This window comes from Halomonas sp. GXIMD04776 (genome assembly GCF_049808615.1).
In the GTDB taxonomy this organism is placed as follows: Bacteria; Pseudomonadota; Gammaproteobacteria; order Pseudomonadales; family Halomonadaceae; genus Modicisalibacter.
In genome coordinates, this window is the sequence record NZ_JBNCAN010000001.1 from 45,228 (window position 1) to 68,296 (window position 23,069).

Genomic DNA, 23,069 nt, shown 5'->3' on the forward strand with positions numbered 1-23,069 from the left:
GTTGCTAGGAAATCGCCATGCCTCGTTCCCTCGTAGTGCTACTTTCCTGGATCTGTTTAATCGTCTGGAGTCTCGCCGTGCCGACCACGTTCGCCGCTGATAATCCGGCCAACCCATTGATCACCGACCGTGGCAAGTTTCGTCCGCTGATTCTCGTCACGCCCAGCATTGAACATGATGCCTACGTTCGCATGCGCGAACAGCTACAGCGGCATCGCGCGGAGTTCGACGACCGCCGCATGATGCTTTACAGCGTCGAGGACGGTAACGGTCACCGCACCGGGCGGCCCATGACGCGCTTCGAGACCGAGGCGCTGCTCGAGGCCCTGGAAGTAGACCCCCAAGGGCCGATGACGGTGATTTTGGTGGGATACGATGGTGGGAAGAAGATGCAGCTCGAAGGTTATGTCGACCCCCAGCAGATCTTCGACATCATCGATAAGATGCCCATGCGACAATCCGAACAGCGCCGCACGGCGCCGCGTGAGAGTCGTTGATGAGTTCCCCCAACACGGACTCCGGCACTGCCACCACCCAGACCGAGCAAGCGCAAACCCCGTGGCTGGCGGCAATGCCCGGGGTCTTCGTTCTACTCTGGAGCACCGGCTTCATTGGGGCCAAGTTCGGCCTGCCCTACGCTGAGCCGTTCACCTTCCTGTTCATTCGTTGCGTGCTGACGCTGCTGCTCATTGTGCCTTTGCTCGCGCTGCTCAAGGCGCAATGGCCATCGTCACCGGCACTCTGGGCACATGCCGCGGTGACCGGTCTGCTGGTTCACGGTGCCTATCTGGGTGGAGTGTTCTATTCCATCTATCTTGGCCTGCCGGCGGGGCTGGCATCACTGCTGGTCGGCCTGCAACCGCTGCTCACCGCGGCTTTGGCATTTCCCTTATTGGGAGAGCGCCTGACGATCTGGCAGTGGTTGGGCCTTCTGCTGGGTCTGATCGGTATCACGCTGGTACTGAGTGGCAAGTTGGCCCCGGGAGAAGCAGGGTTATTCGAGGGTTTCGGCTTGGGCGCCCTGGCCTGCGTCTTTACCGCCCTGTTGGGTATCTCTGCCGGCACCTTGTATCAAAAGCGCTTCTGCACCGGTATGCCGCTGCTGGGCGGTAGCATAGCCCAGTACCTGGCCGCTGGTGCGCTCTTCGGTATCGGCGCATTCCTGTTCGAAACCCGCGACGTGGCCTGGACAGCGACCTTCTTGGCGACCCTGGCCTGGCTGGTGCTGGGGCTCTCGATTGCCGCGATCCTGCTGCTGATGGCGCTGATACGACGTGGTGCGGCTTCACGGGTGGCGAGCCTCTTCTATCTGGTGCCACCGCTGACGGCGTTGGAAGCCTGGTGGTTGTTCGACGAGACCCTGGGGCCGGTGGCATTGATTGGTATGGTGATTGCCATTACGGGGGTTGGACTGGTGGTACGCGGCAACCGCGCCCCAGCAAAATAGGATCTTCTTGCGTTATAACCTACTCAAATAAGATGTGCCGCCCAATTGACGCATCTGGCCTTGAATCCACTGACTGCGCTTCAGAATGTAACCGGAGGGCTTTGAAGCACTCCACTCGCGAGGATTAGGCAGGATAGCAGCCAAACGACTGGCCTGGGTGGCGTTGAGTTCCGCTGCGGAGACGCCGAAATAGCGCTGCGCCGCGGCCTCGAGACCGAATACGCCATTGTCCCATTCGGCGATATTGAGATAGACCTCGAGAATACGCTCCTTGGGCCATAACAGCTCGATGAGCACCGTAAACCAGGCCTCCAGCCCCTTGCGCAACCAATTGCGCCCGGTCCATAAAAACAGATTCTTGGCGGTCTGCTGGCTGATGGTGCTGGCACCCCGTAGCCCACCGCCGGATTGCCAGGTGGATACGGCCTTGCGCAGTTGCCCAAGGTCGAAGCCATGGTGAGTGGGAAACTTCTGATCCTCGGCAGCGATCACAGCGAGTTTGGCGTAATCGGAAAGGCGTTCCCAGGGCGACCAGTCTTGCCGAATATTCAATGGCTCTCCTGCCACCCAAGACTGGACCTTACGCTCGACCATGACCATCGAACCGAACACCGGCACCACTCGGAATACCATCACCGCTAGTACCGAAAGTGCCACAAAACCGGCAATGGCAATCAGTGAGTAGCGCATTATTCGCCGCAGCCAGTCCTGGGTCATGCTGTCTCTCTGTACATTGGGCAATGGCCCAGAGTATAACAATGGCGCCTCCCGTCGCCGATTATTTCAGCGGTACACTGGCATAGGTCGATTCTTCGCGCGCGCTGACCAGCGCCGCCACCGCCCTCGAGACGGGTTCCTGCCCCGATATATCCGGCATCGACGTCAATGGCGCTTGCTCATCTTGCTCATTCTTGAGTTCGCTACTTCGCGAGCGAGTGACCAGACGCTCTTGCCGAGGCGGCACACCAAAAAATTCGCGATAGCACTTCGAGAAATGCGGCGTCGATACGAAACCACAGGCTGACGCCACCTCGATGATCGGCATCGGTGTCTGCTTAAGGAATTGACGTGCCCGGGTGAGCCGCAGACGTAGATAGTAGCGTGATGGCGAACAGCGCAGATACTTCTGGAACAGCCGCTCCAGTTGGCGGCGCGAAATGTCGACGAAGGCAGCCAATTCATCGAACCCGATGGGCTCTTCGAGGTTGGCCTCCATCAGCGCGACGATCTCGAGCAGCTTGGGCTGAGTGGTGCCCAGCATATGCTTGAGCGGCATACGCTGCTGATCCTGTTCGTTACGCATGCGCTCATAGATGAACATCTCGGAAATTGCCGCCGACAGGTCACGGCCATGGTCACGGCCGATCAGCGTCAACATCATGTCCAGGGGCGCGGTGCCCCCCGAAGCGGTGAAGCGGTCACGATCAATAGAAAAGAGTCGAGTCGTCAGCGCGATGCGCGGAAATGCTTCTTGCATGGCAGCCAGGCACTCCCAATGAACACTGGCCTCGAAGCCATCGAGCAGGCCGGCCCGGGCGAGCGCCCAACTGCCCGTGCATACCGCCCCCAGGCGGCGCAACTGACGCGACTGTGACTGCAGCCAACTGACATGCTCGCGATTGATACTACGATTAGGCCCTACCCCGCCACATACCACCACCCAATCGAGGCTGAGCGGAATGCTGGTGGAAGCGTCCGGCGTCACCTGTACGCCGTCACTGGCATGTATCGGCAAGCCATCCTGACTGAGGGTATACCAGCGATACAATTCGTTGCCGGTAAGCTGGTTGGCCATGCGTAGCGGCTCGATGGCAGAGGCCAGCGAAATCAGAGTGAAATTTTCCAGCAATAGAAAACCAAGGGTCTGAGGCGTCACGGACCTTGGGATAACGGATGCTGTCTTTGCCACAGGAGAATCTGCCATATTCCCCTCCTCTTATGTCTCGCTCCCTACCCTTTGGTGAGAGTCTCATTGTCGTTGTATGCCCCTACCTCGGCCTCCCTACTCAATGTAAAACCTGTGTCGTTTTATGCCATTAAAATTTTTATTTCCCGACAAAAAACTCGGCGCTTGAGGTAATTCTGTCGCTGATGGCTATGGCAATGTCGCCATGAGTCGAAACGCTTAAAAAAACGACGCCCCTGGCGCCAGTTCAGGCTCAGGGGCGTCGGATGCTCCACGGTCAAATGTTCCGCAAAAGATCAGCTCGGCATCAGGCTATCTTGAGATGTCTGGCGTGATAGCGCAGATGCTCTTCGATGAAGGTGGCGATGAAGTAATAGCTATGATCGTACCCCGGCTGGCGCCTCAACGTCAGCGGATGATCGCGCTTCTCACAGGCGGCCTCCAGGTTCTCGGGTTTCAACTGTTCTTCGAGGAAGTTGTCATCCTCGCCCTGATCGATAAACAGCGGCTGGCGCGACGCGCCCTTGGCGACCAGCTCGCAGGCGTCGTATTGGGTCCATTTGCCACGATCATTGCCCAGATAGTTGCCGAAGGCCTTTTCTCCCCAGGGCACCGCACTTGGATTGACCACCGGCGCGAAGGCCGAGACCGAGGCATAGCGTCCCGGCTGGCGCAGCGCCATCACCAAAGCACCATGCCCCCCCATGGAGTGTCCGCTGATCGATTCGCGACCGTTGACCGGAAAGTGCTGACGCACCACTGAAGGCAACTCGTCGTTGACGTAATCGTACATGCGATAGTGCTTCGACCAGGGTTCCTGGGTCGCATTGACATAGAAACCGGCTCCGGAACCGAAATCGTAGCTGTCGTGCTCACCGGGCAGATCCAGCCCTCGCGGACTGGTATCCGGACACACGAGCGCCATGCCCAGTTCTGCGGCGACGCGCTGGGCACCTGCCTTCTGCATGAAGTTCTCATCGGTACAGGTCAGCCCGGACAGCCACCACAGGAGCGGCACTTTACCCTGCTCTGCCTGGGGTGGCAGATAGATGGAAAAGGTCATCTCGCAATCAAGCGCTCGGGCGTGATGCTTGTAGCGCTTGAGCCACCCGCCGAAACATTTGTTGGCGGATACCTGCTCCAGGGTTTCGGACATACTCATGGTCGACTCTCCTTGATCGAAAGACTCGCCGATCGGCTGCATGACAGTGAGCGGCGCGGTTTCGTGCGCCTATCAATAGCTCAGCACGCTGCGAATACTCTTGCCCTCGTGCAGCAGATCGAAGGCCTCGTTGATCTGCTCGAAGGGCATGTTATGAGTGATGAACTCGTCGATCATGAGCTCGCCGTTCATGTAGCGCTCGACATAACCCGGCAGTTCGCTGCGCCCCTTGACGCCGCCGAAGGCGGAGCCTTTCCAGACCCGGCCGGTGACCAGTTGGAACGGCCGGGTCGAGATCTCTTCACCGGCACCGGCCACACCGATGATGATCGACTCGCCCCAGCCCTTGTGGCAGCACTCCAGCGCCGAACGCATGACGTTGACGTTACCGATGCACTCGAAGGAGTAATCCACGCCGCCATCGGTCAGGTCGACGATCACCTGCTGGATGGGATCGCTGTAGTCCTTGGGATTGACAAACTCGGTGGCACCGAATTGACGCGCCAGTTCGAACTTGTCCGGGTTGACGTCGATGGCGATGATCCGCGAGGCCTTGGCCATCTGCGCCCCTTGAATGACGGCGAGGCCAATGGCCCCCAGGCCGAATATCGCCACCGTCGAGCCCGGCTCCACCTTGGCGGTATTGAGCACCGCGCCGATGCCGGTGGTCACCCCGCAGCCCAACAGACAGATCTTGTCCATGGGGGCTTCCTTGGAGACCTTGGCCAGGGATACCTCCGGCAGCACGGTGTATTCGGAAAAGGTCGAGCAGCCCATGTAATGATGCAGCTTCTTGCCTTCGAAGGAGAAACGCGTGGTGCCGTCGGGCATCAGGCCCTGGCCCTGGGTGGCACGCACAGCGCTGCAGAGATTGGTCTTGCCGGACAGGCAGAACTTGCACTGGCCACATTCCGCGGTGTACAGCGGAATCACATGATCGCCGGGCTGCACGCTGGTCACACCCTCACCGACCTCCTGCACGACCCCGGCGCCTTCGTGGCCCAGCACCGAAGGAAACAATCCCTCCGGATCGGCACCGGACAGAGTATAGGCATCCGTGTGGCATACACTGGTGGCGACAATACGCACCAGCACCTCGCCCGCCTTGGGGCCTTCAACGTCGATTTCAGCAAGTTCCAGCGGTTTGCCGGCTTCAAGCGCAATGGCGGCACGGGATTTCATAGCAACTCCTAGCGAAAGAGAATGGCATCAAAACGGTTATGCCCAGTTTAGGCGAAATAAACGAGGAAAGAATAGGCGCTAAGCCAACCTGAGGATTATCTGGCAGCGACAAGTAGCCAACATGGCCACGCCATGGACAGGAACAACACCACTCAGCCAATAGGCGCCTCACCCACGCCCGTGGTGCCCCTGCCATTAATTAATGGTCGTTGAATAGCGGGCGCAGACTGTCATTGAGATAACGGTCGTCGAATTCCGCCAATGCCGCCAGCGCCTGCGGATCCGGCAGGGATATACGATGGCGTTCGCGCAGCACTAACCCTGCATCGCGAAAGCTGGTGAAGGTGCGACTCACGTGCACCGAACTCAAGCCCAAGGCGTCACCAAGCTGTTCCTGCGATAGCGGCAGGCGAAAATGGCCATCATTGGACGAACCGGTCTGGGTCAGGCGCTCATACATCTCATAAACAAAATGCGCCAGACGCTGCTGCGCGGAGCGCCGTGCCAGGTTGACCAGGCGCTCGGTCAACAGCACCTGATGACGACTGGCGATGGCAAACAACACCGCAGTCAGCGTAGTCGAGGCACGAAAAATTTCCAGCAGTCGGTGATGGGGAAAATGACAGACCACACCATCATCGATCATCGCAACCCCGGAAAGTCGCTGGGAGAAGGCGAATTCACGCATGCCGATAATGTCACCGGGAAGGTAGACTTCGAGAATCTGACGGCTACCATCGCCCATGTTGCGAAAGGAGTACGCCCAACCCTTGCTGATCGTGCAAAACTCCGAGGCCTTATCGCGCTCTTTCCAAAGCGTCTGGCCTGCCTGCACCTCGACCGGACTTTCCTCGAGCTTTTGCAGCAAGCGCTTATCTTCTTCCGACAGGGCGCAGTAGTTGCTGAAAAGGCGAATGATACAGCTGTCTTGTTGATCCACGGTCAAGCATTCCCGTCCTGATTGGCAATAAGGAGCCTTGCCCCTCACCTCTTGATCTCGCGCGGTATTTTGAATCACCTGCAAGGGTCACCCAACAACCCATGTTATTTCGACAACGTCTCAACAATATGTCAACAACGTTTCAACAACTATTCTACGCCTATTCAACAACGCCGTGTCGCCAGAGCCCAAAATGAGTCTAAAACATGACAAGGCGCTCCCTGGAGCGCCTTGAGTTAACCGTTCCTACGGCTGTGGGCGGCGTCATTCGCCATGCTCATCAGCATTCGATGGTATTGACCGCCAGACCGCCGCGGGAAGTTTCCTTGTACTTGTCCTGCATGTCGCGTCCGGTATCGCGCATGGTGCGGATCACCTTGTCGAGGGAGATGAAATGTTCACCGTCGCCACGCAGAGCCATCTGGGCGGCATTGATCGCCTTGACCGAGGCGATGGCGTTACGTTCGATGCAAGGCACTTGAACCAAGCCACCCACCGGGTCACAGGTCAGGCCGAGATTGTGCTCGAGCCCGATCTCGGCGGCATTCTCGACCTGCTCTGGAGTGCCTCCCATGACCTCGGCCAGTCCGGCGGCGGCCATGGCACAGGCGGAACCGACTTCGCCCTGGCAACCGACCTCGGCCCCAGAGATGGAGGCATTCTTCTTGCACAGAACACCCACGGCACCCGCAGCCAATAGGAAATCGACCAGGTCACGCTCGCAGGCGCCAGGCTGAAACTTCATGTAATAGTGCAGCACCGCTGGAATGATTCCCGCTGCCCCATTCGTAGGTGCGGTGACCATGCGATCACCGGCGGCATTCTCTTCATTGACCGCCAACGCAAAGACATTGACCCAATCCATTGCCGAAAAGGTCGAGGTGATCAGGCTCGGGCTCTCTTCGACGGCCTGCAAGCGCTGGTGAAGCTGCTTGGCACGGCGTCTGACGTTGAGCCCGCCGGGCAGCACGCCCTCTTGCTGCAGGCCATGTTCGACACACGCATGCATGGCCTCCCAAACCCGCCACAGCTCACTGCGTATCTCATCCTCGCCACGCCAGACCTTTTCATTTTCCAGCATGACCTCGCTGATACGCATATTGTGAGTGCGGCACTGCACCAATAACTCTTCAGCGTTATTGAAATCATAAGGCAAAGTCGTTGTGTCGGTATCCAACTCCCCCGCCTGAGCTTGTTCATCATCGATGACGAAGCCTCCGCCCACCGAATAGTAGGTGTTGCAGTAAAGCTCGTCGTTGTAGCCATGGGCGATCAGGCGCATGGCATTGGGATGATGCGGCAGGTTCTCCTCAAACAGCTGCATGTCCCGCGCCCATACGAACGCCACCGCCAGACGACCATCCAGCATCAATGTCTGGGCCTCGAGCAACTCCTCGATACAGGGATTGATGATTGCCGGGTCGATGCTGTCTGGGCGCTCTCCCATCAGGCCCATGATGATGGCGCGATCGGTACCATGGCCAATGCCGGTGGCGGATAACGACCCATAAAGCTGCACCTCGACGCGAGCGACTCGCTCGAGCATGTCTCGCTCACGTAACTCCTCGACGAAGTCGTAGGCAGCCCGCATTGGGCCCACGGTGTGCGAGCTGGAGGGACCGATGCCGATCTTGAAAAGGTCGAATACGCTGATAGCCATGACATCTCCTCGTCGGTGAACTTTCGAAGCCGATCCCTTGGGATCAGGCTTACTAAAGCCCTCTGACTCAATTGGGGTTTTGATCCTAGACTGCAGCCATAATGAGCGCCAGGCAATCGAAAATATCTGACTATCGCTTTAGAATAACTATAGTGAAAAGATCAGACATCGCGCCAGGCACCATTTGTAATTCAAATATGGGCATAAATCCCTTTCTTTTATTGATGCACTTAACGACTACTAAACTGTTACTAAATTATGAACCGTTCTCTCAATGGACAAACCCATGCCTGGCTAAAGGTTTTCGCGGTCAGCGCCCGACACCTCTCTTTTACGCGCGCTGCGGAGGAGCTACATGTCACCACGGGTGCGGTGAGCCAGCAGATCAAGCAACTCGAGGAGCGCCTGGGATTCAAGCTGTTTCGACGTCTGCCCCGACGATTGGAGCTGACCGATGAAGGCCGTCGCTTGTCCGCCGTGGTGGATGAGGCGTATCAATCCGTGGGCCAGGAAGTGCGCCGTCTGCGTAGCGGTGTCATGAGCGGCATCCTGCGCTTGCGCTCGGTGCCCTCCTTCCTCGCCAAGTGGGTAATGCCGCGACTGCCCCGGCTACAGGCGCGCTTCCCGGACATCGAGCTGCGCATCATTGCCGAAGACAGCAATATCTCGCTCCGCGAAGGCGAGTTCGACCTGGCACTGGATCTGAACGATGGTCGCTACCCGGGCTTTCACATCACACCGTTGATGGATGAGGTGATCTTCCCGGTCTGCGCGCCATCGCTGCTACGCGGAAGACCCCCACTCGCTCGACCCCAAGACCTCGCCTGGTATCCACTTCTACACGATGTCACTGCCTGGCGAGGCAGCCACGACTACGCCGAGTGGGAGCACTATCTACAAGCCATCGAGGCGCCGCGACTCAATTTGCGCCGCGGTTATACGTTCAACCGCAATCAACTGACCATGGACGCCGCCATCGCCGGCATGGGTGTAGCCATTGCACGGCGCACCCTGATCACCAACGAATTGAAGACCGGTGCGTTGATCGCACCGTTCGCGCAACGGGTCGCTACCGGCAAGCGCTACGGCATCGTCTACTCCCAGGGCGCTCTCGACGACCGGCGCGTCCGAGTGGTGCACGACTGGATCGTCGAGGAGGCCGAGCGGTCCGCGCCAAGTGAATAGCGCAAGAACTCCTGGAAAGTCCCGCTTGATGTGATGCCACTTCGCGACTCGACCATACCCAGACGCAAACACCCGCAAGCAAGGCTTGCGGGTGTTCGTGAAATAAAGTACCGAAGCCTCATCAGGCTTGCGAGAACGATTTATTCGTCGAGGAAAGAGCGCAACGGCTCGGAGCGGGACGGATGACGCAGCTTGCGCAACGCCTTGGCCTCGATCTGGCGGATGCGTTCGCGGGTGACATCGAACTGCTTGCCGACTTCCTCGAGGGTATGGTCGGTATTCATGTCGATACCGAAGCGCATGCGCAGCACCTTGGCCTCGCGAGCGGTCAACCCGCCCAGGACGTTACGGGTGGCCTCGATCAAGCCTTCACCGGTGGCGGAATCGATCGGCAGCAGCATGGTGCCGTCCTCGATGAAATCTCCCAGGTGCGAATCGTCGTCATCGCCGATCGGGGTTTCCATGGAGATCGGCTCCTTGGCAATCTTGAGCACCTTGCGCACCTTGTCCTCGGGCATCTCGAGGCGCTCACCGAGTTCCTCCGGTGTCGGCTCCCGCCCCATCTCCTGCAACATCTGCCGCGACACACGGTTGAGCTTGTTGATGGTCTCGATCATGTGCACCGGAATACGAATGGTGCGCGCCTGATCGGCGATCGAACGGGTAATCGCCTGGCGAATCCACCAGGTGGCGTAGGTCGAGAACTTGTAGCCACGGCGATATTCGAACTTGTCCACCGCCTTCATCAGGCCGATGTTGCCTTCCTGAATCAGATCGAGAAACTGCAAGCCACGGTTGGTGTACTTCTTGGCAATCGAGATCACCAGACGCAGGTTGGCCTCGACCATCTCTTTCTTGGCTCGGCGCGCCTTGGCCTCGCCAATCGAAAGGCGACGGTTGACTTCCTTGATCTCCGATACCGACAGCTGAATCAATTGCTCTTCGAAGGCAATCTTGCGCTGGGCACGCTTGATGTCACCGCGGAATACCTCGAGCTTGTCGGCATGCTTGGAATTCTTGGCCAGAAACTCATCCAGCCACTCGGCGTTGGATTCGTTACCCGGAAACGACTTGATGAAGGTCTTGCGCGGTACCTTACCCTTCTTGACGAACATTTGAAGAATGGTCTTTTCCTGCACCCGCACCTGGTCGACGCTAATGCGTACCTGACCCACCAACCGCTCGAAATGCTTGGGCACTAGCTTGATCGGGGAGAACAACTCTGCCAGACGCGCCTGCTCGGCAAGCGCTTCCGAGGATTTGACGCCATGCTTGTCAATGGCGGCCTTGGCAGCGGCATTCTGTTCGCGAATCTGTTCGAAGCGCGCCTTGGCTTCTTCCGGGTCAGGCCCACCAACAGACTCTTCCTCGGCGGCATCGTCATCGTCGCCGTCCTCGTCACCATCGACATCATCATCGCTGGCGACAAGTTCTTCTTCCTCCGGGACCTCGGCTTCGGCAACTCCAGGAATTCCTTCATCGGGATCGATGAACCCTGAGAACAGATCGGAGAGACGTCCGGGTGCCTCCTCATCCTGGGTGGCGTCGTAAGCGTCGAGAATGGAATCCACTGCGCCGGGCAGATAGGCCAGCGCCGACATCACTTCACGAGTGCCTTCTTCGATACGCTTGGCGATCTCGATCTCGCCTTCTCGCGTCAGCAGTTCCACCGTGCCCATCTCGCGCATGTACATGCGGACCGGATCGGTCGTCCGCCCGACATCACTCTCCACGGCCGCCAGCGCAGCCACCGCTTCCTCGGCAGCCTGCTCATCGGTGGATTGATCGGACATCATCAAAGTATCTTCATCCGGCGCCACCTCAACGACACTGATGCCCATGTCGTTGATCATGCCGATGATGTCTTCCACTTGATCCGGATCGGCGATATCCTCGGGAAGGTGATCGTTGACCTCGGAGTAGGTCAGGTAGCCCTGCTCCTTACCTCGCGCGATCAATTCCTTCAGACGCGATTGCTGCTGCGCATTTCCAGCCATAGAGACCCTATCTCGATGAAGAGGAATGAAACACCCGGATAAAACCGGCGATGAAGATTCGATTAACCGGAAATTATAGCGGCTAACAACACCAACCCACCAGTATTTTGCTTGCACCCTTATCCAGGTATGTTAATTTGATCTGTTGCGCTTTCTATCATTGCCTCTAGATGGTGGCAATTGGCCATATTTCAACCCGCTCACTGTTTGCGTGCGCCATTGCCTTTCAGCATCATCAGCAACTCCATCAAGCGCTGTTTCTCTTCCTTGGATAGTTTTTCGCCGCCTTTTTCCCTGGCCAGCAATGTATCAATCTCGTTTTGCGGGCTACAGCGCGATAAACGCTGCTGAAAATAGCCCACCAACCCATCCAGCTCGGCTGCCCTGGCGGCCCGCGGTATCAATAGCTCGCGCTTTGCCAATGTTTCCAGGCGACCACCTTCACGGGTTCCGTGAAAGTGCGCCAGCAATACTTGGGAGCTGCGGTAGCGCCCTGCGCGCAACAAACCAATGACCTCTCGGCAGAGCGCGCCGTCGTCTTCATCAGCGCACCAATCCAGGTTTTCCGGTAACCGCTCTACCAATTCTGGCTCATATATCAGCAACTGCAAGGTACGTGCCATGAGACTCAGCGGCTGCTCCCCACGTTCACGTTGCCGCCCGGGCGGTACCGAGGCGCCCAGGGGGGCATCATCAGGCCTCTCATTGGCCGCTGCGTCAGCTTCTTTTCCAGCCTGCTCTTTGGGACTCTCCCTGGCCCGCAACAGCGCGTGAAAGCGGCTTTGCTCGACACCGGTACGACTCGAGAGCTCGCGCAATAACAATGACTTGAGCACGCCATCCGGGAGTTGCTCCAGCGACTTGAGCACGCTACTCACGAAGCGCTCACGATCCTCTATATGCTTGAGGTTGCGTCCTTGGGACGCCTGCTCAAAAAGAAACTCTGATAAAGGGCTGGCGCAGGTGATACGGTCGGTGAACGCCTCCGGCCCCTCACGGCGCACCAGAGTGTCTGGATCCTCGCCCTCGGGCAGGAACAGGAAACGCGCCTGACGCCCATCGATCATCTGCGGCAACACGGTATCCAGCGCGCGCCGTGCGGCCTGACGTCCTGCATTATCGCCATCGAAGCAGAACACCACCTCGCCCACCAGGCGAAACAAGCGATTGAGATGATCTTCACTGGTCGACGTTCCCAGGGTAGCCACGACGTTACGGATGCCGAACTGAGCCAGGGCTACCACATCCATGTAACCTTCGACGATCACCAGACGTTCAAGCTGCCGATTGGCCTGGCGCGCCTCATAGAGACCATAGAGCTCACGCCCCTTGTGAAATACCGGTGTTTCCGGCGAGTTGAGGTACTTGGGTTTGGCATCGCCCAGCACGCGGCCGCCGAAGGCAATCGTTCGCCCCTTGAAATCGCGAATCGGAAACATCACCCGGTCGCGAAAACGATCGTAACTACGCCCGCTATCCTCGTGTTGCACCAGCAGACCGTATTCGACCTGTACCGCTTCCGAAATACCTTGCTCAGCAAGATGGCGCTTGAGCGCATCCCAGGCATGGGGCGCGTAGCCGATGCCGAAATCCTTGAGCACGTCTCGTGATAAGCCGCGGTGCTCCAGATAGTCGCGAGCCGCCTGACCCTCGCTCATTGGCAGGCGTTCACGAAAGAAATTCGCCGCCAGTTCGAGCAGATTGACGCCTTCGCGACGTTTTTTCTCCCGCGCCTGAGCCCGGGGATCGTCGGCGCCTTCCCGGGGGACTTCGAGTCCCTGACGCGACGCCAGTTGCTCCACGGCCTCGGGAAAACGCAGGTTGTCGTACTCCATCAAAAAGCGCAGGGCCGTACCATGCGCGCCACAGCCGAAGCAGTGATAGAACTGCTTGTCCTGGCTGACGGTAAACGACGGCGACTTTTCCTGATGAAAGGGACACAGCCCTGAGTAGTTACGACCCGCCTTCTTCAACTGCACCCGTTCGCTTACGACCTCTACCACGTCGACACGGGCAAGTAGATCGTCGATGAACCGTTGCGGAATTTGACCGGCCATAGGCAAAGAAGAATCCGAAAGACGTAGACAGGGGCTGCTTACCAAAACGACAGGCAATGTTTGTCTACAAAAACAAACGGCCACCGGATGGTAGCCGCTTGGCATCCCTCTGGGGTAGCACGCTACCCCCAGTACGGATCAATACAACCGTTCGAAACGCTTGTGCTCACGCTGCAACTTCTTGGCGTGACGCTTGACTGCTGCTGCAGCCTTACGCTTGCGTACTGCAGTCGGCTTTTCATAGTTCTCGCGACGACGTACTTCGGACAGCACACCGGCTTTTTCGCAGGAACGCTTGAAACGACGCAAGGCGACGTCGAACGGCTCGTTATCGCGTACTTTAACAGAAGGCATTAAGCACTCACCTACCTTGAAATCATGAGTTCGGTTTGACGTGCATATGGAGCGCCGTTGGGCATCGCGACTGCCCGCTTGCATAATGGGCAAACGACCAACGCAAATGCAAAGAGTTCTTAACGACCGCTGGACGCACGACCCAGTCTTACAGAGCGAAGTATTCTAGTCGTCGGCATGGCGCTTTGCAAATCGATTTGCTCCACCCCCTGCCGACAACGAACCAAAAGCCTTACCATAAGCGCCTTCAAGAATCGACGAGCCAATCATCATGCGCGTACTGGGGATAGAAACTTCCTGCGACGAAACCGGTGTCGCCCTCTACGATACCGATCGCGGCCTGCTGGCGGATGCACTCTATAGCCAGATTGCCATGCACGCCGAGTATGGCGGTGTGGTGCCGGAACTGGCCTCCCGTGACCATACCCGCAAGCTATTACCGCTGATTCAGGAAGTGCTCGATGATGCCAAGCTCACCCGGCGTGATCTCGATGGCATCGCCTATACCGCCGGTCCCGGCCTGGTAGGCGCCCTGATGGTGGGCGCCGCCACAGCCCATGGTATGGCCAAGGCACTCGATATACCGGTGCTGGGGGTGCATCACATGGAAGGCCATCTGCTCGCGCCCATGCTCGAGGACGAAGCCCCCGAGTTCCCCTTCATCGCCCTATTGGTCTCCGGCGGGCATACGCAACTGGTCGAAGTCGGCGGCTTGGGTCAGTACCGGCTGCTGGGGGAGTCCGTGGACGATGCCGCCGGCGAAGCCTTCGACAAGACCGCCAAGATGCTCGAACTGGCCTATCCCGGTGGGCCCGAGGTAGCGCGACTTGCCGAGCAAGGCGATCCAAAGCGCTTTCGCTTCCCGCGACCGATGACCGATCGACCCGGGCTCGACTTCAGCTTCTCGGGACTCAAGACCCATACCCTGACCACCGCCAATGCCCTGCGCGAGGCGAACGAACTCGACGATCAGGGGCGCGCCGATATCGCCCGGGCCTTCGAGGATGCGGTGGTCGATACCCTGGTGATCAAGTGCCGTCGGGCGCTGGACCAGACCGGCCTGAAGCGCCTGGTGGTCGCCGGCGGCGTCAGTGCCAACACGCGACTGCGCGAACGCCTGGGCATCGAAGTGCGCAAGCGCGACGCGCGTGCTTATTACCCTCGCGGGCGTTTCTGTACCGACAATGGTGCAATGATTGCCTATGTGGGTGCCCAACGCTTGCTTGCCGGAGAGCGCGACGACAGTGCCATGAAGGCGGTACCGCGCTGGCCGCTGGAAAGTCTTAAACTGCCTGCTTAGCTGCCAACGGATGGCTTTTGATTCGTGGCAAGACGACTTCCCAACTGGCGCATCGCATGGCATTACGATACGACTCTTCTCCGTCCTCCGCGTAGCGAGTGACGATGGCCTCCACCTCGCAATGAGCCGGCTTCCAGTCAAGATGAAAAGCCTTGGCAGTGCGCCCCAGGATCCGGCCTTGCCGGTCACGAATCAGATAACGATCTCCCGAGAAATCCAGGCGCAGAGCATCGCCGGGCCGCGCCTCACGAATAGCGTGATGGATGCTTGCCTGCTCGCTCTGGCGCCCCGCGTAGCCGAGATCGATATCCTGCATGCCAAGCAAACGATAGCGCACGTCCAAAGAGGGATCATGGCATCCCTGGAATGGGCGCCTTTCAGCACATTCAGCCACATCACGCGTAAAGATGTTATCCGAGCCGTAGGCACAGAGCGTCAGGGTCTCTTCGGCGCGGGTCATGGCGACATAGTAGAGGCGACGCTCCTCAGGCAGTTGGTCGAGGCGCTGGTTCCAACCACCATCGAGGACCACCACATGACGAAACTCGAGTCCTTTGGCGGCGTGCACGCTGCCCAGGAAAAGGCCTGGGCGCGGCTGCTGACGCATGTCGTGAGCATAGTCGTATAGCCAATCGACCAGAGTCTTGGGTGCCAGGCGATTATCGCCGAACTCGCCCAGGAGTTGCGCAAAGGCGGTCTCGAAAAAGCATCGCCATGACCCATCCAGACTCAGGGATTTGAGCATGCCAGGCAATTGAACTAGTTCCAGAGTCGCTTCATCCCCGGCACCCAAGCACCTGACCACGTCGAGGAATTCGCGCTGGCGAGTCAGAGGTGCGGTGCCTTGCTTGTCCGCTGCGAGAAAATAGTCCACATGCTCGCGCTCGCACCAGGCCTGTAACGGCCAGAGACAGCGATGGGTACGAGCCAATACGGCGCAATCCTGCCAGTCGTCGCGGCCTTCCAGGGCAAGTAGACGGCGAAGCTCCCCAAGCGCCGCCTGGGCCTGCAAATTACCGCTCGCGCTATCTTCCGGTGGCAGCGTCAGGCACAACACCCGCCCCTTGCGCTGATTATCCAGGTTCTGCCAGCGACCGGTAGCGGAAAGCTCTTCACGTCGAGCATCGACGCGTACTGGCTGCCTGGCTTTCATGCGCGCCGGATTGCACTCGATCAGATGATTGGCAGCCTCGATGATCGCCTTGCTGGAGCGGTAGTTTTCGATCAAATAGCTGGTAGAGGCCTGATATTCCTCGCGAAACTGTTCGATATAGCGATTGTTGCCGCCCCGCCACTGGTAGATGTTCTGATCGTCATCCCCCACGGCGAGAATGCATAGCGCCTGGTCATTGTCGCTGTGGCGTTTGGCCAGGCTGCTAACCAGATGATACTGACGCTCGTCGATGTCCTGGTATTCATCCACCAGGATGTACCGATATCCTCGCAGCAGACGCTCGCGCAGATCATCCTCGCCATCGAGGATACGCTTTCCTTCCAGAAGTGCCGCAGCCTCCTCGAGCAAGCCATCCAGCTCATCCTTGGCGATCGTATCGCGCCGCGTAAAACTAACGCCGGTCAAGCGCATGGCCATGGCGTGGTAGGTGAGCACAGTCAACCCATAGGCTTCGTTGCCTACCAGTTCAAGGAGCCGTTGGCGAATCTCATTGGCGGCGTGGCGATTGAAGGTCAGCGCAATGATGCTACTGGCGGGAATACGCCGCACGCGTAACAAATAGGCGACGCGATGCACCACCACACGGGTCTTGCCGGAGCCTGGGCCGGCGAGGATAAGACGATTGCCATCCTCCTCGTCGGTAACGATGGCTTTTTGTGTGTCGTTGAGTCCACCGACGATGGCGTGCCAGGAAGCTTCACTGGTAGCCAGCTTGAGCACGCTCGTCTTGCCCGCGAAATAGTGCCGAAGAAAATCCTGCTTGGTTTCCTCGAAATAATGGCGCACCAACTCTAGCGCCCTCGAGATTTCCTTGAGCGCAACTTCCGCATACTCTCGCATCACATGCACTTGGATGCGCTTTTCCCGGTAATGCTCGTCAAGCCTTTGATAATCCTTCTTGAGATAGTTCTGCTGCTTTTCGCGGTTGATTTCCAACGTCATGGCACGACGCATCACGGTCATGCCGTGGTTGAGGGTCAGCACCTCCTGTTGATGAAGGTAGAGCAGCACATGCTCCAGAGAACGACGCCGCTGATCCGGCTTTATGGTGGCGTTGAGATGCAGATCCTTGTCGATCAGTTGCAGCAACTCGCCGAAAGTGGTGCGCACCAGCAAATCCTTGCCACGAGCGTCGTCGGGTAGCTTGCCCACAAGGAAAGGCATCACCACTCCGGCGAGATCACGACGCTTCTCTCCTAGTTTCTGGACCTGCCACCAGGTATAACCACCGCGGATGCGCAGCTTGAGATAGTCTCGGTTGATCTGGCGCAGCTCTATGCTGCTGCGCTGCTGGCTATCGCCGTCTCGGTCCTTGGCCAGGCTGCGCAGCAATTGCAGAAGATGCAGGGGGAGCAGGTCTTGTCTATCTGTTCTATCCCGCAACCGTGCGGTCAAGGCAACCAACGCAATATCCTGCCAACCGCCCTGATCCGCATCGGGGGCCTGCTCGCGGAGTTCGTCGATCAGCGCCTTCTCCAGGCTCAGGGTCTTATCGAGCCGAGCACGCGCGTGTCCCGCCACCTTGTGACGCAAATAGATCGTCAGCTGGGTGTCATTCTCAAGCAGATTGAGCTGTTCGAGCTGTCTCAGTGCGGCACTCACTTCCTCGGAAGAGCGCCCGGTCAGGCTCATGAGATGGTCGGTATTGATGCGTTCATCCGCTTCCGCCTCGTACAGATAGCGCAGGATGACCAGAAACTCCTCTCTGCGACGCTGGGATAGCTTGGCCTTGTTCAAGCGCAGCTCGGCTTCCTCACGAGCCAAGGTAAGTCGAGCGGGAAAGATCCGCGTATGGTTCTCCTCCCGGCGCAGGAAATCGCCCCTTTCCAGCCAGGCAATGGCGGTCACCACCTTGGTTTCCGCGTTGCTGTCCTCGATCTCGAAGCTGGTGGTTACTTGTTCATCCTGAAGGATTTCTCCTGCAGTAATGACCAACCGCTGCGTTTGGCGTTGCTGACTCTCCAGGCGCACCTTGCGCAGGATCTGTTGAATATCGCGCAGACTAAGCTTGGCTCGCTCGCTGAGACCGAACTGGGTTTCGATGTCCTGGGGGTCGTAAAGTAGCACGCAGCGGGCCTGCTGCTGATCCCGTCCTGCTCGGCCCGCCTCCTGAAGATAGTTTTCCAGGGAGCCAGGAATGTCCGCATGAATGACCAGACGGACATCCGGCTTGTCCACGCCCATGCCGAAGGCATTGGTGGCGACGATCAGACGCAGGGTTCCCGCCTTGAAGGCATCCTGTATGTCCTTCTTCTCATGAGGCTGCAGGCCAGCATGGAAGTATCGACACGCCCAGTCCTGATGGGCCAGAAATTCCGCCAGCTGTTCCGCCTTGCTGCGGCTGGCCACGAACACCACTGCGCCCCCCTCGCGGTCAGTAAGCGCCTGTTCGAGCAGTTGCTGAATGCAGGGCCATTTCTCCCCGGGGGTAACGGGCAGAACGTCGAACTCGAGATTGACCCGATCCGGTTTGCCGAGAAACTCCTTGAAGGCGGTGCCCAACTCCTCCCGGAAATGCTCGCGGATATCGTCAAGCACATCCTGTTTGGCAGTAGCCGTAAAGCAGCCTATCGGCGCCTGAGTCGCTTGGCCGGTAAATTCACGAATGAAGCGCGCGGCATAGAGGTAGTCTGGACGAAAATCGTTGCCCCACTTCGATAGACAATGCGCTTCATCGAAGATCCAGGCACTGATTTGGCGGTTCTCGATGGCGCGGCGAAATGCCTTATTGCGAAACTGTTCCGGAGAGACCAGTAGAATACCCACGTCGCCTAACTGGATCTTTTCCAGGACTTCAGCCCGTTCGGGCATGGTCAGCAGGCCGTTGAGGGCGGCGGAACAGGAAATATTGCGTTCCAGAAGGCCATCCACCTGGTCTTTCATCAGCGACTGCAGGGGAGAAATAAGTATCGTCAGGCTGCCGTTGCGATGATAGCGGTTCAAGGCCGGCAACTGGTAGCACACGGACTTGCCGCCACCGGTCGCCAGCACCGCCAGCACCGACTCGTCTCGCATACCGGCCAGGGTGATGTCGTGCTGAGGGCTGTCGCCCTCCGGCTCGCGCCGAAAATCCTCGAAGCCGAAATAGCGCTTCAGTTCATGGCGGGGGTCGTGCACCGTGCAACAGTATTCACAGGCTGAGTTTCCGCAAGGGGTATCCCGCAGTTCATGGATCAGGCGAGACACTTCGGGAAACTGATGCCGAACCCAGGGCGCCAACACGGAGTTACCCCCCGAGACCCGCAGCCACGCCAGTACATAGGCCAGGGGCCAGTGCAATTCGACTTGCGCAAGGTCATTGTCGATGAGTCGGGCCAGACGGCTTCGGCATACTTTCAGATCACGACTCAGAGTAGGGTCCGTTTCCCGCAACAGCTTCGGCAACAGCAGCCCCACGGCATCCACTGATGGTGTTGCTTGGCCACTCAGCGCTGAAAAGAGGCTCCCCCATGCGCCCGAATTTCCGACCAGCGCCTGATAACAGAGCAGTTCATCCTGGTGTGTCTGGCCCAGGCGGCGAAGTGCGGTTTGCTGATCGCCGAAGAGCGTCAATGTCGAGCGGCAGTCAGCCAACGGAGAGTTGAGGCTGTCACGGATCAGTTTGTAATCCTTGATCAGCCGATGATAAGGGTTTTGAGGAAACGCCAGCGGCGACAGACGCAATGTATCCAGCGCGGGCAAGGCAAGTAGATCAAGGGAGGGTGCTACCTGTCGCAGAATAGGCAAATCATGTTCGAACACGTTGTGCCCAAGCAGAAACTCCGCCCCCGTTGCCAGCTCATCCAATTGGCGCAAAGCGCCCTCGACATCTTTGCCAGTATCCAGCTCAAGGGTGTCGCCGGTATCGATTCGCAGGGCACCGAGCTTGAATATCTGTGCTGGACGACCCGGCTTCTCAGGGGTCACTTCCAGATCAAAGATCAGACCTTTTTGCCAAGAGCACGGTACCATCCAGCATCATTCCTCCTGATATTCAGGAACGTTATAGCATAAGCATTTTATTTAGAAAGCCTTGATTAGAGCGGAGGATCAACAGGTTTTCTTCTCGAGATGCGCGGTTCGTCGCCGCTACCTAGTTGCCGAATATTCAGGACATGGCGCACCAGCACCAGCAGCGTAAAAGCGATGATGACCCATACGTAGTCCTGAGCCAGCCAGACGCTGGCCAAAGGCGCCAGGGTGGCGCTGGCCAGGGACGCGATGGCAGCGGTGCGCACTCGCCAGGCAAGCAGTGTCCAGCATGTGGCACACAGCAGGGCCACCGGGGGCGTCAGCACCAGCAATACGCCAAAGGCGCTCGCTACCGCTTTACCTCCGCGAAAACGATGCCAGACGGGATAGCTGTGACCCAATAGCACGCTCAGGCCAACCAACCCCTGGGCCCAGATCGGCAAACCTGCACTCTTTGTCAGCCATAGCGCCGGCATCCCCTTGGCGGCATCGAAGGCTAACGTCGCCAGGGCCAGGCGTTTACCATATAGCCGCAGCACATTGGAAAACCCGGGATTACAGGACCCTCTCAGGCGCGGATCGGCAACGCCGGTTCGGCGGCATATCCATACCGCGCCCAGGCAAGAGGCGCATAGATAGCCCAGCCCCATCAGTAAGCCAGTCTGCCAAGCGGTAGTCGTGAACAACGAGGAAAGCGACATGAAGCCTTCGACAACGGAACGAAGCCATGATTCTGCCACCTCGCTGCCTTACAATCGAAGCTTTGTTCATCGCCAAAGGATAGGGATGTGGATCTTGTACTGATCGAAGGATTGCGCGTCGAAACCGTCATCGGGGCTTATGACTGGGAGCGCAGCATCCGTCAGCGACTGGTGCTGGACCTGGAAATGGGCACCGATATTCGCCCCGCTGCGGCACAGGATGATCTGACCAAGACCCTGGATTATGCCGCCATCAGCGCGCGCATCGGCGAATTCGCCGACGCTAGCCACTTCGAGCTGGTGGAGACCTTTGCCGAGCGCTTGGCTACTTTGTTATGCGAAGATTTCGCCATCCCCTGGCTGCGCCTGACGCTACGCAAGCCCGGCGCCGTGGCGGAAGCTGCTGCCGTTGGTGTGTGCATCGAACGTGGGAAACGCGAATGACACAAGTCATCGTCGGCATCGGCAGTCACATTGATCGAGAGCGCCATATCGGTGCTTGTCTCGATGCGTTATCGGCCGAGTTCGGCGACCTGCGCATTTCCCGGGTGTTCGAAAGCAAGCGGGTCGGCACTCAAGAGGGTGGAAACGTCTATAACCTGGTGGTGACCTTCGAAAGCCAAGCCCCGGTCGGCGAATTGAAGACGTGGTGCAAACACACGGAACAGGCCAACGGTCGAACCGACCAGGGCCCGGTGCCCTTGGATATCGACCTGCTCAGCGTGGGCGATCTAGTCGGTTGCATCAATGGTGTCACGCTGCCCCACGCCGATATCCTGCGTTACGCCTTCGTGCTCAAACCACTGGCGGAACTGCTGCCGAACGAGTGCCATCCGATCACCGGCCAACGCTATGCCGAGCTCTGGGCGAATTTCGACCTGGGAGAGCAGCAACTGTGGCCGGTGCACTTCACGTGGCGAGGGCAGGTCATTTCCCAGACCGACTGAGCTTCCCTGGTTGACGTCATGACGTTGGCAGCATTTCGCTCTCTTCCAGAAGCAACGCAACCAGCTCCGCTGCCGATAATTCCCGCGCTAGTGGCGCCCCCTGGCCCGCCCACTGGGCGGCAAACTCGTGATTTCCGAGTTGTGAGGCGGCCGCGTTGAGGCGCTTGGTCGCATCGTAGGCAAGCGGATAGTCGGCGGGCGGCGGGCTGCCTTCCGACTCGCCGAAAGCAATCAGTCGATTGACCATGCCTCGTGCAGGCCGCCCGGATAACACCTTGGTTAGCCGGGTTTGTGTCGCCCGCTCGCTTTTCAGACTCTCGCGGTAGGCGTCATTCGCCGAGGACTCCGGGCACCGTATGAACGCCGTCCCGAGCTGAACAGCCGTCGCACCGAGATCCAGCACCGACTTGATGGCATAGCCATCCATGATGCCGCCTGCCGCAATGATGGGCAGCGCCGTCTGACGCGACAGCAACCGAACGAGCACCATCGTGCTCAAGCATTCATCGGTCGCGCTTGGATCGAAAATGCCTCGATGCCCGCCGGCTTCGATGCCTTGAGCCACGATGGCGTCTATTCCCGCCTGCTCGACCAACCTTGCCTCACGGGGGCAGGTGGCCGTCGCCATCGTGTAGATGCCGGCATTGCGCAGTGAGGCGATACGATCGGCCGAAGGCAGGCCGAAATGGAAGCTGACCACAGCGGGTTTCAGTTCGAGCAGCATCTCGAACGTCTCGGTGTTATCGATGAAGGACGTGTAGATTTCGTCAAGGGCACTGGGTAATTCCAATCCAGCCTCGGCGAACAGCGGGGCAAGATGCTCAAGCCAGGCCGTCTCTCTCTCGGCGTCGCGCTTTGCGGGCGCATGGCAGAACAGGTTCACGTTGAACGGTCGTTCGGTCAAGGCGCGGGTCTGCTCGATCATTTGGCGAGCCTTAGCGGTCGTGCTGGTAGCGATCCCCAACGAACCAAGACCACCGGCATTGGACACCGCCGCCGCCAACGCAGGCGTGGCAACACCCGCCATCGGCGCTTGAATGATGGGATGGCGGATACCCAATCGTTCGAGAAATTTTCTGGTAGGCTGCATGGCGATTCCTTTGTCG

At 58.5% G+C, this 23,069-nt stretch carries 18 protein-coding genes; 6 read left to right on the plus strand and 12 right to left on the minus strand.

The genetic code is table 11. The features are described from left to right. Nucleotides 1-17 precede the first annotated feature (17 nt). Nucleotides 18-497, plus strand: a complete 480-nt coding sequence (locus tag ACPF7Z_RS00215) for a DUF4174 domain-containing protein (protein ID WP_425191146.1) — start codon at nucleotides 18-20, stop codon at nucleotides 495-497. Between the two features lie 74 nt (nucleotides 498-571). Continuing rightward, the gene (locus ACPF7Z_RS00220; protein WP_425191351.1) at nucleotides 572-1,447 is read left to right on the plus strand and encodes a DMT family transporter; all 876 of its coding nucleotides are present in this window, start codon (nucleotides 572-574) and stop codon (nucleotides 1,445-1,447) included. 12 nt (nucleotides 1,448-1,459) lie between these two features. On the opposite strand, the gene mtgA is transcribed toward ACPF7Z_RS00220, so the two are convergent. From mtgA to ACPF7Z_RS00250, 6 genes are all read right to left on the minus strand, one after another. Next, a complete protein-coding gene (mtgA, locus tag ACPF7Z_RS00225) occupies nucleotides 1,460-2,164 on the minus strand; it encodes a monofunctional biosynthetic peptidoglycan transglycosylase (protein WP_425191147.1) in 705 nt (234 codons plus the stop codon). A gap of 61 nt (nucleotides 2,165-2,225) precedes the next feature. Further along, on the minus strand, nucleotides 2,226-3,371 hold the full coding sequence (locus ACPF7Z_RS00230; protein ID WP_425191148.1) for a GlxA family transcriptional regulator: 1,146 nt from the start codon (nucleotides 3,369-3,371) through the stop codon (nucleotides 2,226-2,228). A gap of 289 nt (nucleotides 3,372-3,660) precedes the next feature. Continuing rightward, entirely contained in the window at nucleotides 3,661-4,515 is an 855-nt protein-coding gene (gene fghA / locus ACPF7Z_RS00235) for an S-formylglutathione hydrolase (protein ID WP_425191149.1), read from the minus strand. 72 nt (nucleotides 4,516-4,587) lie between these two features. After that, complete coding sequence (locus ACPF7Z_RS00240; protein ID WP_425191150.1) at nucleotides 4,588-5,697, minus strand: S-(hydroxymethyl)glutathione dehydrogenase/class III alcohol dehydrogenase; 1,110 nt, start codon at nucleotides 5,695-5,697, stop codon at nucleotides 4,588-4,590. A gap of 199 nt (nucleotides 5,698-5,896) precedes the next feature. Continuing rightward, nucleotides 5,897-6,637 (minus strand): Crp/Fnr family transcriptional regulator, encoded by a 741-nt coding sequence (locus tag ACPF7Z_RS00245; protein WP_425191151.1) that lies wholly within the window; start codon nucleotides 6,635-6,637, stop codon nucleotides 5,897-5,899. Nucleotides 6,638-6,917: 280 nt separating this feature from the next. After that, nucleotides 6,918-8,297: an L-serine ammonia-lyase gene (locus ACPF7Z_RS00250; RefSeq protein WP_425191152.1), complete on the minus strand. Its 1,380-nt coding sequence runs from the start codon at nucleotides 8,295-8,297 to the stop codon at nucleotides 6,918-6,920. A 258-nt stretch (nucleotides 8,298-8,555) separates the two neighbouring features. Here ACPF7Z_RS00250 and ACPF7Z_RS00255 point away from each other — a divergent pair, with 258 nt between their 5' ends. Further along, nucleotides 8,556-9,482: a LysR substrate-binding domain-containing protein gene (locus tag ACPF7Z_RS00255; protein ID WP_425191153.1), complete on the plus strand. Its 927-nt coding sequence runs from the start codon at nucleotides 8,556-8,558 to the stop codon at nucleotides 9,480-9,482. A gap of 140 nt (nucleotides 9,483-9,622) precedes the next feature. Here ACPF7Z_RS00255 and rpoD read toward each other — a convergent pair whose 3' ends face one another. The 3 genes from rpoD to rpsU form a co-directional block, all read right to left on the minus strand. Then, a complete protein-coding gene (gene rpoD, locus ACPF7Z_RS00260) occupies nucleotides 9,623-11,479 on the minus strand; it encodes an RNA polymerase sigma factor RpoD (protein WP_425191154.1) in 1,857 nt (618 codons plus the stop codon). Between the two features lie 200 nt (nucleotides 11,480-11,679). Next, nucleotides 11,680-13,536 (minus strand): DNA primase, encoded by a 1,857-nt coding sequence (gene dnaG, locus ACPF7Z_RS00265; RefSeq protein ID WP_425191155.1) that lies wholly within the window; start codon nucleotides 13,534-13,536, stop codon nucleotides 11,680-11,682. 138 nt (nucleotides 13,537-13,674) lie between these two features. Further along, on the minus strand, nucleotides 13,675-13,890 hold the full coding sequence (gene rpsU / locus ACPF7Z_RS00270; protein WP_089726707.1) for a 30S ribosomal protein S21: 216 nt from the start codon (nucleotides 13,888-13,890) through the stop codon (nucleotides 13,675-13,677). Nucleotides 13,891-14,161: 271 nt separating this feature from the next. On the opposite strand from rpsU, the gene tsaD reads away from it, so the two are divergent. Next, the gene (gene tsaD, locus ACPF7Z_RS00275; RefSeq protein ID WP_425191156.1) at nucleotides 14,162-15,190 is read left to right on the plus strand and encodes a tRNA (adenosine(37)-N6)-threonylcarbamoyltransferase complex transferase subunit TsaD; all 1,029 of its coding nucleotides are present in this window, start codon (nucleotides 14,162-14,164) and stop codon (nucleotides 15,188-15,190) included. Here the strand turns inward: tsaD and ACPF7Z_RS00280 are convergent. Together ACPF7Z_RS00280 and plsY are read right to left on the minus strand one after the other, a co-directional pair. Continuing rightward, nucleotides 15,174-20,315, minus strand: a complete 5,142-nt coding sequence (locus tag ACPF7Z_RS00280) for a RecQ family ATP-dependent DNA helicase (RefSeq protein WP_425191157.1) — start codon at nucleotides 20,313-20,315, stop codon at nucleotides 15,174-15,176. The two genes, tsaD and ACPF7Z_RS00280, sit on opposite strands and share 17 nt — an antisense overlap. A gap of 65 nt (nucleotides 20,316-20,380) precedes the next feature. Next, the gene (plsY, locus tag ACPF7Z_RS00285) at nucleotides 20,381-21,016 is read right to left on the minus strand and encodes a glycerol-3-phosphate 1-O-acyltransferase PlsY (RefSeq protein ID WP_425191158.1); all 636 of its coding nucleotides are present in this window, start codon (nucleotides 21,014-21,016) and stop codon (nucleotides 20,381-20,383) included. A gap of 87 nt (nucleotides 21,017-21,103) precedes the next feature. On the opposite strand from plsY, the gene folB reads away from it, so the two are divergent. Together folB and folK are read left to right on the plus strand one after the other, a co-directional pair. Beyond that, nucleotides 21,104-21,460, plus strand: coding sequence for a dihydroneopterin aldolase (gene folB / locus ACPF7Z_RS00290; RefSeq protein ID WP_425191159.1), 357 nt, complete (start codon nucleotides 21,104-21,106; stop codon nucleotides 21,458-21,460). Beyond that, the gene (folK, locus tag ACPF7Z_RS00295; protein ID WP_425191160.1) at nucleotides 21,457-21,963 is read left to right on the plus strand and encodes a 2-amino-4-hydroxy-6-hydroxymethyldihydropteridine diphosphokinase; all 507 of its coding nucleotides are present in this window, start codon (nucleotides 21,457-21,459) and stop codon (nucleotides 21,961-21,963) included. Before folB ends, folK begins: the two co-directional genes overlap by 4 nt. A 16-nt stretch (nucleotides 21,964-21,979) precedes the next feature. Here the strand turns inward: folK and ACPF7Z_RS00300 are convergent, their stop codons facing one another. Further along, nucleotides 21,980-23,053, minus strand: a complete 1,074-nt coding sequence (locus tag ACPF7Z_RS00300; RefSeq protein ID WP_425191161.1) for an NAD(P)H-dependent flavin oxidoreductase — start codon at nucleotides 23,051-23,053, stop codon at nucleotides 21,980-21,982. Nucleotides 23,054-23,069: the final 16 nt, after the last annotated feature.

Excerpts from the sequence above, each read along its gene's own strand:
- ACPF7Z_RS00215 (WP_425191146.1), top strand. The coding sequence starts at position 18 with ATGCCTCGTTCCCTCGTAGTGCTACTTTCCTGGATCTGTTTAATCGTC.
- ACPF7Z_RS00220 (WP_425191351.1), top strand. The coding sequence starts at position 572 with ATGCCCGGGGTCTTCGTTCTACTCTGGAGCACCGGCTTCATTGGGGCC.
- mtgA (WP_425191147.1), bottom strand. The coding sequence starts at position 2,164 with ATGACCCAGGACTGGCTGCGGCGAATAATGCGCTACTCACTGATTGCC.
- ACPF7Z_RS00230 (WP_425191148.1), bottom strand. The coding sequence starts at position 3,371 with ATGGCAGATTCTCCTGTGGCAAAGACAGCATCCGTTATCCCAAGGTCC.
- fghA (WP_425191149.1), bottom strand. The coding sequence starts at position 4,515 with ATGAGTATGTCCGAAACCCTGGAGCAGGTATCCGCCAACAAATGTTTC.
- ACPF7Z_RS00240 (WP_425191150.1), bottom strand. The coding sequence starts at position 5,697 with ATGAAATCCCGTGCCGCCATTGCGCTTGAAGCCGGCAAACCGCTGGAA.
- ACPF7Z_RS00250 (WP_425191152.1), bottom strand. The coding sequence starts at position 8,297 with ATGGCTATCAGCGTATTCGACCTTTTCAAGATCGGCATCGGTCCCTCC.
- ACPF7Z_RS00255 (WP_425191153.1), top strand. The coding sequence starts at position 8,556 with ATGAACCGTTCTCTCAATGGACAAACCCATGCCTGGCTAAAGGTTTTC.
- rpoD (WP_425191154.1), bottom strand. The coding sequence starts at position 11,479 with ATGGCTGGAAATGCGCAGCAGCAATCGCGTCTGAAGGAATTGATCGCG.
- dnaG (WP_425191155.1), bottom strand. The coding sequence starts at position 13,536 with ATGGCCGGTCAAATTCCGCAACGGTTCATCGACGATCTACTTGCCCGT.
- rpsU (WP_089726707.1), bottom strand. The coding sequence starts at position 13,890 with ATGCCTTCTGTTAAAGTACGCGATAACGAGCCGTTCGACGTCGCCTTG.
- tsaD (WP_425191156.1), top strand. The coding sequence starts at position 14,162 with ATGCGCGTACTGGGGATAGAAACTTCCTGCGACGAAACCGGTGTCGCC.
- ACPF7Z_RS00280 (WP_425191157.1), bottom strand. The coding sequence starts at position 20,315 with ATGGTACCGTGCTCTTGGCAAAAAGGTCTGATCTTTGATCTGGAAGTG.
- plsY (WP_425191158.1), bottom strand. The coding sequence starts at position 21,016 with ATGTCGCTTTCCTCGTTGTTCACGACTACCGCTTGGCAGACTGGCTTA.
- folK (WP_425191160.1), top strand. The coding sequence starts at position 21,457 with ATGACACAAGTCATCGTCGGCATCGGCAGTCACATTGATCGAGAGCGC.
- ACPF7Z_RS00300 (WP_425191161.1), bottom strand. The coding sequence starts at position 23,053 with ATGCAGCCTACCAGAAAATTTCTCGAACGATTGGGTATCCGCCATCCC.